We start from the raw sequence: 11,986 nt of genomic DNA on the forward strand, positions 1-11,986 counted from the left end.
TTTTTCGACGAGCTTTTATGTTTAGCGCAAATAGTTATTATTCCATAATTCAGGAGAGTTGTATATCGAAGTATCTCCTCGGTTCATACGTTTGTGTTGAGTAAATAATTTTTTGTCCCCAAGGATCAATGATTGTTTTTTTGATTTATTAATTATGCCAATTCTTGATACATGCTGTTTTAGTTTTTAAAGAAAAGCTCCCGTAATGTTTTACGAGAAGCTTTTTTTGATTTTTTTAATAGTATTTTATCATATTTTTGGCAAAATTTTCTTCGCCCCTAAAATAAGCCAGGTGCTGAGGACGAAAGGCATTGTCAGTGATGGAAGACCATAGGGCAAAAGCAAGGTGCTTAGGCCGGCCATGATGGGTACGGTCAAACAAGCGGCAAGGATCCCTGTTATGGGCGAAAATTTGATGCTTTCCGAATTAAATACGACTGATACTGCTAAAATGGCTAAGATCGCATTGTATCCGTACAATCCCATAAAAATGAGGGCATGTTCCCCTTCTAATCCGTAGGAGACGAACAGGGCAGCTACATTTCCGATAATGGCATAGAGACCAAATCTCCAACCGGCCAGAAATATAGCGATAAATAGGATAACTCCAGCTAGAGTATGGTCAAGGAAGAAAATTTGTCCAATCCCTTTAAAACTTCCTTCCAACCAATTGCCTTTCCCGGATATGTTTAGTGTCCAATTGGCTAATGATTGAGGCTCTAAATCTGCACTTAAACGGAAAGTCTTCAATCGGTATGAAGCGAGCAATGTAAACCATGTCGCGATGAAATATGGAAAGGTAAGGATGGGAAGTGCTACTTTTTTCATAATATGCATCAAGGCGGCTGTGAAGAGTGCTGCTATAGCAGACGCTACTAAGGCAATAATCCACTGATGCGGTCCGTCTAAATATTCAGTGAGAGCTATTCCTGTTAGCACGGAATTATATCCAAATAACCCTTGATTTACGCTCTTACTATCTGCCCCTCCTATTATTCCGATAAGTGTTCCTATAATTGCTGAAAAAATAGTCATAATACCTAAGAAATAATCTGAAATTGTAATGGCAAGTAAAATTAAGGCTCCAGTCCTTGCATTTTCAATCAATATGACTTGAGAGATGCCTTTTAAACAGGCCATGGTGAATGAAAAAAGTGATCCCTCAATTGATAAAATGCTATTCTTTTTTTTCATAACAATCTCCTCTCGATAAGACTTGCTTTCTTCTTCCACTTAGATACGAATTCTCATAAATAAAATAAAAACCTAAATATAAAGAGAGGTGGCGTTTAAATATAACTGAAATGGAAAGGATATATATGTCAGTTTTTTTACACAAAAAATATCTACGCCCTTAGTATTTTCTTATTTAAGAAAGATTCTATTGGTAATTACATGAAAATAAGGAGGATTACGATGCAACTATTACCACGTGAGATAGATAAACTTATGATTGTCGTGGCTGCGGATTTGGCTAAGAGACGAAGAGAACGAGGGTTGAAATTAAATCATCCGGAAACAATTGCACTTATTACATATGAAATGTTAGAGGGGGCTAGGGATGGAAAAACAGTTGCAGAATTGATGGAATATGGTGCAACGATATTGACTCGTGAAGATGTGATGGAAGGTGTTCCAGAGATGATTCACGATGTTCAAGTGGAAGCTACTTTTCCTGATGGAACGAAATTAGTGACCGTACATAGTCCGGTTAGATAAGAATCGACGGGAGGCATAATTAAATGGAACCAGGTCAATTTTTTTTAAAAGAGGAAGACATTATTATTAATGTGGGAAGAACCTTATACAAACTTTCAGTAACCAATACAGGGGATCGTCCAATCCAGGTAGGGTCCCACTTTCACTTTTTTGAAGTGAATGAAGCCCTACAATTTAATCGTGATGAAGCGTTTGGGAAACGTTTGAATGTTCCAGCGGGTGCTGCGGTTCGTTTCGAGCCTGGGGATGAAAAAGAAGTAGAATTAGTTTGTTTTGCTGGAGAACAACGTGTGTATGGATTTAACAATAAAGTCGATGGATCTGTTCAAGGAGGATGCAAATCATGAGTTTTAAAATGTCAAGACAACAATATTCGCAAATGTATGGTCCAACGACAGGGGATTCTATACGCTTAGCGGATACAGATTTATTTATCCAAATTGAAAAAGATCATACGACATATGGGGAAGAAGTCGTGTTTGGTGGAGGAAAAGTGATTCGTGATGGTATGGGGCAGCATCCGCTTGTGACTCGCGGGGATGGAATACCGGATGTAGTCATTACCAATGCGGTGATTTTAGATTACACAGGGATTGTTAAAGCAGATATTGCAATCCGTGACGGGAAAATCGCTGGGATTGGGAAAGCTGGAAATCCTTTAATTATGGATAATGTGGATATTGTCATTGGTGCATCGACAGAAATCATTGCTGGGGAAGGGTTGATTGTTACGGCAGGTGCAATCGATACCCATGTTCACTTTATTAATCCGGCCCAAGTTAGAACAGCATTAACTGGTGGTACAACCACTTTAATTGGAGGAGGAACAGGTCCTGCCGCTGGATCTAAAGCGACCACGGTTACGCCAGGAGAATGGAATATCCATAGAATGCTCCAAGCATCAGAGGGTTTACCAATAAATGTGGGGTTTTCAGGCAAAGGACAAGCTGCAGCTGAAGAGCCGCTTGCTGAACAAATACGTGCAGGTGCCATTGCATTGAAAGTTCATGAAGACTGGGGAGCTACAGCATCTGCACTTGATTATGCATTACGTGTAGCTGATAAATATGATATTCAAGTTGCCGTTCATGCTGATACCTTAAATGAAGGCGGATTTATGGAAAATACGATGGCAGCCATTCGAGACCGAGTTATCCATATGTATCATACAGAAGGTGCAGGTGGCGGGCATGCTCCAGATTTAATGAAAGCAGCTAGCTATATGAATGTACTGCCAGCCTCAACGAATCCAACGTTGCCTTATACCGTTAATACGGTTGATGAGCATTTAGATATGCTAATGGTGTGTCACCATTTAAATCCAAAGATCCCAGAAGATCTTGCCTTTGCTGATTCGCGGATTAGAAAAGAAACGATTGCAGCTGAGGACTTTTTTCAAGATATGGGGATATTTAGCATAACTAGTTCGGATGCCCAAGCGATGGGAAGAGTAGGAGAAGTCGTTTTGCGAACATGGCAAGTAGCGGACAAAATGAAAAAAGATCGAGGCTTGTTGCAAGGGGATAGTGAGCATGCTGATAATAATCGTGCAAAGCGGTATGTTGCTAAATATACGATCAATCCTGCGATTGCACATGGGATTTCTGAATATGTAGGCTCCATTGAAGTAGGGAAAATTGCCGATCTTGTGCTTTGGTCACCGGCATTTTTCGGAGTAAAACCTGAAATGGTTTTGAAAAATGGATTTGCAGTCGAGAGTTTAATGGGAGATGCCAATGCATCCATTCCGACACCGCAACCGATGATTTATCGCCCAATGTATGCGCAAGAAGGAAAAGCCTTGTCAAAAAGTTCAATTACTTTTATATCTCAAGCTGCCTTTGATGATAAAGTGCATGAAAAATTAGGATTAGAAAAATTGATTTTACCTGTTCGCGGCATTCGGAAATTAACAAAAAAGGATATGAAGCTTAATTCCGAAACGCCTGAAATAACAGTGGACCCACAAACTTATGAGGTAAGGGTAAATGGGGAATTAATTACGGGTAGCCCATCTGAAAAATTACCGATGGCCCAACGATATTTCTTATTTTGAGGTGAATGTATTGATTGTTGAAAAAATTGTTACCAATATTGATCAAATGGCAAAAGAAGAACTGGATAAACGCCATAAAGAGAAGGTCTATCTCGAAAGCGCCGATTTAATGAAACGCATTCAAAGGGTGACAACTGATCACGGCAAGGAAATAGGGATCCGTTTGAAAGATCCCCGTGACCTTGTCGCGGGTGATGTTTTATATATGGATGATCATAACATGATAATCATTGATGTCTTATCTGATGATCTATTGATTATTAGCCCACAATCGTTGCAAGAGATGGGAACGATTGCTCATCAATTAGGGAATCGTCACCTACCTGCACAATTTGAAGAAAACGAAATGCTCGTTCAATACGATTATCTTGTAGAAGATTTACTAAAAGAACTGAAAATTCCTTACAGACGCGAAGACAGGAAAGTGAAACAGGCATTTCGGCATATTGGGCATAGCCATGACTGATCACACGCTTTCTCTATTTCAACTTTGCGACTCTAATTTTCCAACGGGTGCCTTTAGTCATTCCTATGGCTTAGAAAGTTATATTCAAGAAGATCAAGTGCATGATCAAGCCACATTTTCTGAGTGGCTTCATGTTTATTTGAATGAACAGCTCGTCTATGCAGATGGGCTTGCTTCTCATATTATATATGAGGCTTTAGAGAACGAAGATTTCCAAAAAGTGTGGAAGATAGATCGAATGCTGACTGTGCAAAATTTGCCTCGTGAAACGCGAGAAGGGACACAAAGAATGGGTGAACGTATGTTAAATCTCGTAGAATCTTTATATGATATGCCTATTCTTTTACAGTATAAAAAACGTATAAAAGAGAAACAATCTTTTGGACATCCAGCGATTGTTTTTACAATGATCGGACATCATTTAGGGGTTCCGCAATCAACGACAACCCTTTATTATTTGTATTCCACTGTTTCAAGTCTTGTCCAAAACGCAGTCCGAGCTATTCCTTTAGGGCAGACATCTGGGCAGAAAATCATTCAGGAATTTCAAGGAATATTAGTAGCGGCAACAGAAAAAATTCAGAACTTGGATAATGAGGATTTTGGCATCATTTCACCAGGGCTCGAGTTATCCCAAATGAAACATGAGCGTGTGAATATTCGTATTTTCATGTCTTAATATGAAAGAAAGGAAGTGCTTTATATGAAACCTATAAAGATTGGGGTAGGAGGACCTGTTGGAGCAGGGAAAACCATGCTTGTCGAAAAGCTGACCCGGCATTTGGAAGGGGAGCTTAGCATGGCGGTTGTAACGAATGATATTTACACAAAAGAAGACGCAAAATTCTTAATGCAAAATGGCGTTCTGCCTGCTGACCGTATTATTGGGGTGGAAACCGGCGGTTGCCCTCATACAGCGATTCGTGAAGATGCTTCTATGAATTTTGCTGCCATTGATGAATTAATCGAGAAACATCCAGATGTTGAGCTTATTTTTGTTGAAAGTGGCGGCGATAATCTTGCGGCAACGTTCAGCCCTGAGCTTGTTGATTTCTCCATTTATATTATTGATGTCGCCCAAGGTGAAAAAATCCCAAGAAAAGGTGGGCAGGGGATGATTAAATCTGATTTATTTATTATTAATAAAACAGATCTGGCCCCTTTTGTTGGTGCAAGCTTGGAAGTCATGGAGTCAGATACGAAGACTTTTCGTGGAAATAAACCATTTGTTTTTACTAATTTAAAGGATAATACAGGGCTTGACCAAGTCATAGATTGGCTTAAGAAAAATGTGCTTTTAAAAGGGCTAGATTAAAATGAAAGACTGGACAGGTGAATTACGTTTAGACCTTGAAGAACGACTTGGAAAAACTGTAGCAAAGAATGTATATTTCCAGGGCGCATTGAAAGTCATGCGCCCAGTATATCACGACGATTCTGGACAAGTTTGTTATTATATTTTAAACCCAGGTGGCGGCTATTTAGATGGAGATCGCTATCATTTGCACATTGCATTGGAGGAACAAGCAAGAGTAACCTTAACCACACAATCCGCAACAAAAGTTTATAAAACACCACAGTCATATGCATATCAGGAAACAGAAATATTTCTTAAAGCGGGCAGTTATTTGGAGTATATTCCTGATCCATTGATCGCATATCAACATGCACGTTATAAACAAAAGAATGTGATTCACATGGAGAAAGGCGCTACATTTCTCTATTCAGATATAATTACTCCGGGATGGTCTCCTAATGGCGAACGGTTTAGTTATGATAAGGTTCAATTAATCAATGAAATTTATATGGATGACGAACTGATCTCATTTGATCATATTAAGTTGAATCCAGCAACTCAAAATATAGAAGCGCTTGGTTTCATGGAGGGGTTCTCACATTTAGGATCCATGATGGTCATTAGTGAACAAATGAGCCCGGATCTCCTTGATCGGTTATATCATGCCCTGAATTCGAAAACAAATGCATATGAGATCGGTCTTTCTTTACTTCCGGTAAAAGGATTTACCTTAAGAGTATTAGCGAACTTGACGCAAACCATTGAACAATTATTTACGGAGTGTCATTGTATGATCAGTGAAGAATGGTTTCAAAAAAGGCCAAGTTTTCTTAGAAAATATTAATGTTTAAAGAAGTTGAGGCTTATGCCAATGCTTCTTTTTTGTATGTGATAACAATGGTACATATCTGAATACCTCCTTATCTGGAAATAATAGCTGATAGACAGCGGATTAAAACGAATATAAGAAAACAGTTGCTAAATTCCTATTCAATTGGCAAACTTAAGTAGATAATGAACTCCATAGAAAAGAAGGCGAAGGTGACTTACATGATTGAGATAAAGACTTCCACACTCAGCGATGGGGAGTTCAATAGAGGGGTATTTGCAACACGTGATATAGCAAAAGGTGAGCTTGTACATGAGGCGCCGGTTATTTCTTACCCTAATAAGGAACATGAACATATCGAGAAGACGTTGCTTGCAGATTACGCATTTGAGTATGGTGTAAACCACACGGCCATCCTTTTAGGGTATGGAATGTTGTTTAACCACTCCTACACGCCGAATGCAACGTATGATATTAATTTTAAGAACCACACGTTTGACTTTTATGCGTACACTGATATAAAAGCCGGTGAAGAGATTTTAATCAACTATAATGGTGATGTAGATGATAATGAACCTCTATGGTTTAATATGGAAGATAACGAAAGTAGCAAAGCAGAAACGAACTGAATGAATGGGAAAGATGAAGATAAGAGGCGGGATTCAAAATTTGAATGGTGCTTCGTATCTTTATCTTTTTTTTTAGATATCTGAGGTTTCACGCGCGTCGTTATGGAAACCTCAAAAATAATGGCAAATTTCTAGTTGGAATGACAAAAGTCCATATTAATTAATCGATTAATTAATATGAACCTTTTTTGAATGGAACGTTTGTGAATAAAGGAAAAGTAGGAAAGTAGATGTCAAGAAATGTGTTGATTTAGAGGGAATATTGCCTGAGAAATAATTCCCTTTTTCGACAATATAGCTCCAAAATAGTTCTTAACATAATCATAGGTACAATCCGTTTCAATTATCTCAACCTGAATCATTTCATTTCGATATCTCTAAACAAGTCGATTCTTTTATAGGAAATCGACTTGTTTATGTTGTAATTCGGTAAGCGTTCAAATATCCCCAAATTGGCTGTACCATTATTAGAAATTTTTAATTTTCTTATTAATCTACCTTAACTATTTTTACATGGGAATTTAAGTAATAAGGTGTATTCTTGGATTCGTAAGAGGCAAGACATGCTCTATAAAATGAGGAGGAATAATAAATGATTGGAACAAAATTATTAGCATCTGTATTAGCATTAGGCGTTGTGGGTGGAGGAGCTGTTGGTGTACATGCTATTCAACCAGAAAAGTCCATTCAACCAACATCAACCGTAAACCAAGAGGAGACAGCAACAGAAGAGAAGCAAGATTCAAATGAACAAGCAAAATTACAAAAAGAAGCTTCTATCACTCAAGATGAAGCGACAAAAACAGTTTTGGCACAATATCAAGGTGGCACTGTAAAACAGGTCGAATTAGAAGATGAAGATGGTTCGGTTGTATATGGTGTTGACGTAGTTTCAAAGGACGGCAAAAGCTATGATGTGAAAGTGGATGCCAAAACCGGTAAAATTACAAAAGCCGAAAATGATAATGAAAATGGTAATGAAGCCGAGGATCATGATAAAGAAGTCAATGATGATAACACAGCCGAAAATAACTAATATTCAAAAATGAGTGTTCAAAGAGTTTTTTATGAATGTTTGTTATCCATAATTGATTATAAGACTCCCTTTTACGAACAGTAAAAGGGAGTCCCTTATTTCATTTATATGAAATAGCTTCCACGAATTTTAGAAAAATAAAAGAAAAGGATGATTATATGAATTACGAATTATTTAAAAGCATCCATAATCTATCTGGCTATAATCATGCATTAGATAACTCGATGGTATTTATAACGAATAATGCTATTTACATGTTTGCATTGACCCTTATCATTCTTTGGATATTTGGCGGTAAAGCCATGAAACGTGCTGTATTATATGCCGGTGGAACAGGAGTCCTTGCGTTAGTTGTAAATGTTCTGATTGCGCACATTTACTTTGAGCCGCGTCCATTTGTCACACATCACATTCAAACCTTGATTCCGCATGCTGCAGATTCTTCATTTCCTAGTGATCATTCGACAGGCGCTTTTTCGATTGCAATCGCCATGTGGTTTCGATATAAAAAAATCGGTATTCCCATGTTTATATTAGCCCTATTAACAGGCTTTTCTCGTATTTGGGCGGGGCTTCATTATCCGTTTGACGTAGTAGGCAGTTTAATTGTGGCAATTGCCGTAGCTTATGTGATTGTAAAATTATCAAGATTGTTCGACCCGCTTGTAAACTGGATTATTTCTATATATGACTCGATTTTTAGCCAAAGAAACAAATCTAATAAATCTTCTTGAACTTAAATTTCTAAAAGTGAAGGAAACGATTTAAACAAGTCGTTCCCTTCTTTTTGGTATGTCTCGCAGGATAAGGAATTTTTTATACACAAAGAGTGTCATCAGCATTAACAAATCTTAACGGTTTAATCGCAATCCCGAATCACCTATAATGAAACATGTCTAAGTAGCTAAACCATATCAAGGCTGTAGTGACTTTGCTCTTTTCTTTTTTGACTCATTTGAGAGGAGCCGCAGTTTTTCATGCCTTTCAGCAAAGTGAGAAGGTAGTCCTGAAGCCAGAGCTAAAAAGAGTTGAAAATCAACAGAGTTAATTAACAAAGCCTTTTATTAAAAAATTTGCAGGAATGGCATAAATCATATATCGTTTATCCTAGAAGAAATGAAACTTATTTATGAACGAAACGTATAAATAGGATAGAAATTAGGTTAGGGGTGTCGATGCGATGAACCGATTAGTAACTTCCATTGCTGGAATTGTTATTTCAGGTCCTATTGCTGTAATCATATGGCCAGTGTGTGTGTATGGATTTGGTCAGACCATTATACTGTCTACAATTTGGTCTGTATTAGGTGGCGTTCTTGCATTTGGAGCGAGTTCCATCTATATGACTGCTCGTTTTTTGAAGAAACACGGACTAAGTAGAAAAGAGTATCGATATATCCAAGGAAATGTAAAAGAAGCGAAATCTAAGGTCTTTCGAGCATGTAAAGCGCTATTATCGATTCGACACATTCCTTCTTTAAAGGAAAGAATTGAGCTTGTGAGGATGATCAGAAAGATTTACAGCTTAACGAAAAAAGAGCCGAAACGGTTTTATCAAGCAGAACAGTTTTACTTCTCTCACTTGGATTCTACTTTGGAATTGGCAGAAAAATATGTGTTTCTAGCGGCGCAGCCGAAGAAAAATAAAGAATTGGATCTTTCGTTAATTGAAACACGGAGAACATTAGAAAAACTAACGAAAACAGTTGAAGAAGATCTATATGAAGTGATTTCGAATGATATTCAAGAACTTGATTTCGAAATTGATGTCGCAAAGCAAACGATCAAAAACACGAAAGAATCAAGTTTGATTACTGGGAGCAAGAAATGGAAATGAGTGAAGACGAGAGAAGTCTCGATCAGAGTATAGTCACACATCCCTTTGCTACAGAACTTCCAAGTGAGGGGAAGAAGGTAATTGATACAATTTCAGAAGATAGCAGACAAAAGGCGTTACAGATTGTCCAAGAATTACGATTGAATAATCGTCAGGCGTTAGTCACTTTTGGGATGCCTGCACAATCTAAATTGCTTGTCTTCTCGAATACGATGCTTGATCAAGTACAGAGGCAGGATATTGGTGAAATCGGTGAAATTTTAACTGATTTAATTGGGAAGCTAAACGAAGTGAACCCTGATGAATTGACGCCTGTTCGTCAATCTTTTTTTGAACGATGGTTTAGAAAAAAAACAAGATCTCCACAGGAAACGATGTCCCGATTTCAAAAGGCGAGCGCTCAAATTGACCGCATTAGTGTGAAATTGAGCCGAAGCAAGAACATCCTGTTAGCTGATATTGTCATGCTTGACCGATTATATGAGCACAACAAAGAGTATTTTCATATGCTCAACATTTACATCGCGGCAGGAGAATTAAAGCTTGAAGAATTACATGGAAATTCAATTCCAACCGCAGAGCATGTGGCAAAAATGGAAACGGACCCTCTAAAAAAGCAGGAGTTAGACGATATCCTTTCATATACAGATTTACTAGAAAAACGCGTATATGACTTGAAGATAAGTAGAGAAATTACTTTGCAAAGTGCTCCGCAAATTCGTCTCATCCAGCATACAAACCAATTGCTAGTTGAAAAAATCCAATCATCGATCATGACGGCGATTCCCCTTTGGAAGAATCAAATGTCGATTGCTTTCTCATTTTTGAGACAAAATCATGCAGCTAGCGCCAACAAACAGGTCTCTGAAAAAACGGAGAAATTATTTGTGACAAACAATGAATTGGAAAAACTAGCGCAAACACATGAAAGTTTAAGGTCAACCTTAGCTGAATCATTAATAATCCAAGCTGAAGGCAACTCAAACCGCCAACATGTCGAGCAGGAGTTTCGTTCCATTGAAACAGCGTTAAAACAAAAGCTATCGGAAAAATAAAAGCATCCATGGGCATCTGTATCCAACTAAAGCGCTGAAAAAGGTTCAGGTTCTTAAATTGTATAGCCGGGGGTGGAGCTGATTTTGCGAAGCCTGCCCCTTTTCCACAGAAAAGAGAAAGGTGAGTTAAGCCTTTCTTTTTTTCAATTGGCTGTGTTAAACAATATTGTTGTTAAAAAAATTTTGGCTTATTCGTGTGAAACTATGGTTTCACACGCCTTTCAATTAAAGTTCATTCTCCGTTGCATAAACGCATTTTTAGGTTTGAGTTAGCTTCGTAATGTTGACATATTCTTGAATAAATAACCATTTGCCTAGGCTTGGAGATAAATAGATGACTGAATGTCAAATAGGGGATACAATACTAAAGAAATAAGTATTTTATAGGATGTGTGAATAATGAGAACGATTAGTGCATCAGAAATATTAGATGGCAAGTCGATTAAGTATATAGATGTGTTTGGAATACAGGATAATATTGCGTTGAAAAGCAAGTACGAGGGGAAAACCTATTGGATTTACGACTATTATTGCATGCATGCAGCTTGCCATTGTGATGATGTTTATCTGAAATTTATTGAAGAAGACGAGAATTCGAAAGCTACAGGGCGTCATTTCGGCGTGAGAAAATCGTTTAAAAACGGTGAAATGGTTATTGAAGATCGAAATCTTTCAGAACAGAAGGCAAACGAGGTTGCAGCAGAGGCATTAAACTATAGTCCTGAAGTTGTAGAGTTATTCAAACAACGGTATGCGCAAATGAAGTTGGAAGGTCATAATATCATAACAAAAGAGTCGAAGACACCGATTATAAATGAGAATGTAATTGGAAGAAATGATCCATGTACTTGCGGCAGCGGAAAGAAATACAAAAAATGCTGCGGGATTGCATAAGATAACGCAGAGGATGTCCCAAATGAAAGGGTTAGAACCTAGGACTATTCTGTACAGTTTAGATGAGGGCGTATGTAGAATGATAAACTGTGCAAAGAGTATGAGGTCAAGATCTTTACGGGACATCCTCTTTATATTTTATTAATGCATGTACGATCCTGTAGTTTG

Annotated in this window: 14 protein-coding genes; 13 read left to right on the forward strand and 1 reads right to left on the reverse strand. The window is 37.9% G+C overall.

All coding sequences use genetic code 11. The features are described 5' to 3' along the window. Positions 1–249: 249 nt before the first annotated feature. Positions 250–1,194 (reverse strand): urea transporter, encoded by a 945-nt coding sequence (locus tag AC625_RS01990; RefSeq protein WP_049679757.1) that lies wholly within the window; start codon positions 1,192–1,194, stop codon positions 250–252. Between the two features lie 222 nt (positions 1,195–1,416). Between AC625_RS01990 and AC625_RS01995 the strand changes: the two genes are divergently transcribed. The 13 genes from AC625_RS01995 (at position 1,417) to AC625_RS27465 (ending at position 11,818) form a co-directional block, all read left to right on the forward strand. Next, complete coding sequence (locus AC625_RS01995) at positions 1,417–1,719, forward strand: urease subunit gamma (protein ID WP_049679758.1); 303 nt, start codon at positions 1,417–1,419, stop codon at positions 1,717–1,719. Between the two features lie 23 nt (positions 1,720–1,742). Next, entirely contained in the window at positions 1,743–2,066 is a 324-nt protein-coding gene (gene ureB, locus AC625_RS02000; RefSeq protein ID WP_049679759.1) for an urease subunit beta, read from the forward strand. After that, complete coding sequence (gene ureC / locus AC625_RS02005; RefSeq protein ID WP_049679760.1) at positions 2,063–3,775, forward strand: urease subunit alpha; 1,713 nt, start codon at positions 2,063–2,065, stop codon at positions 3,773–3,775. Before ureB ends, ureC begins: the two co-directional genes overlap by 4 nt. Positions 3,776–3,785: 10 nt before the next feature. Further along, on the forward strand, positions 3,786–4,241 hold the full coding sequence (ureE, locus tag AC625_RS02010) for an urease accessory protein UreE (protein ID WP_049679761.1): 456 nt from the start codon (positions 3,786–3,788) through the stop codon (positions 4,239–4,241). After that, positions 4,234–4,920 carry an urease accessory protein UreF gene (locus AC625_RS02015; protein ID WP_049679762.1) on the forward strand — a complete coding sequence of 229 codons (687 nt, stop codon included), beginning with the start codon at positions 4,234–4,236 and terminating at the stop codon, positions 4,918–4,920. Before ureE ends, AC625_RS02015 begins: the two co-directional genes overlap by 8 nt. A 24-nt stretch (positions 4,921–4,944) precedes the next feature. Next, positions 4,945–5,556, forward strand: coding sequence for an urease accessory protein UreG (gene ureG, locus AC625_RS02020; RefSeq protein ID WP_049679763.1), 612 nt, complete (start codon positions 4,945–4,947; stop codon positions 5,554–5,556). 1 nt (position 5,557) lies between these two features. Further along, positions 5,558–6,382 carry an urease accessory protein UreD gene (locus AC625_RS02025; RefSeq protein WP_049679764.1) on the forward strand — a complete coding sequence of 275 codons (825 nt, stop codon included), beginning with the start codon at positions 5,558–5,560 and terminating at the stop codon, positions 6,380–6,382. 206 nt (positions 6,383–6,588) lie between these two features. Then, positions 6,589–6,996, forward strand: coding sequence for an SET domain-containing protein (locus AC625_RS02030; RefSeq protein WP_049679765.1), 408 nt, complete (start codon positions 6,589–6,591; stop codon positions 6,994–6,996). 592 nt (positions 6,997–7,588) lie between these two features. Next, positions 7,589–8,032 (forward strand): PepSY domain-containing protein, encoded by a 444-nt coding sequence (locus AC625_RS02035; RefSeq protein ID WP_049679766.1) that lies wholly within the window; start codon positions 7,589–7,591, stop codon positions 8,030–8,032. A 158-nt stretch (positions 8,033–8,190) separates the two neighbouring features. Continuing rightward, on the forward strand, positions 8,191–8,766 hold the full coding sequence (locus AC625_RS02040) for an undecaprenyl-diphosphatase (RefSeq protein WP_049679767.1): 576 nt from the start codon (positions 8,191–8,193) through the stop codon (positions 8,764–8,766). 446 nt (positions 8,767–9,212) lie between these two features. After that, on the forward strand, positions 9,213–9,869 hold the full coding sequence (locus AC625_RS02045) for a 5-bromo-4-chloroindolyl phosphate hydrolysis family protein (protein WP_049679768.1): 657 nt from the start codon (positions 9,213–9,215) through the stop codon (positions 9,867–9,869). After that, the gene (locus tag AC625_RS02050; protein ID WP_245644898.1) at positions 9,860–10,924 is read left to right on the forward strand and encodes a toxic anion resistance protein; all 1,065 of its coding nucleotides are present in this window, start codon (positions 9,860–9,862) and stop codon (positions 10,922–10,924) included. The genes AC625_RS02045 and AC625_RS02050 overlap by 10 nt, the downstream gene beginning before the upstream one ends. A 399-nt stretch (positions 10,925–11,323) precedes the next feature. Then, positions 11,324–11,818, forward strand: a complete 495-nt coding sequence (locus AC625_RS27465) for an SEC-C metal-binding domain-containing protein (protein ID WP_049679769.1) — start codon at positions 11,324–11,326, stop codon at positions 11,816–11,818. Positions 11,819–11,986 lie beyond the last annotated feature (168 nt).

Source organism: Peribacillus loiseleuriae, from assembly GCF_001183985.1.
GTDB classification, from domain to species: domain Bacteria; phylum Bacillota; class Bacilli; order Bacillales; family DSM-1321; genus Peribacillus; species Peribacillus loiseleuriae.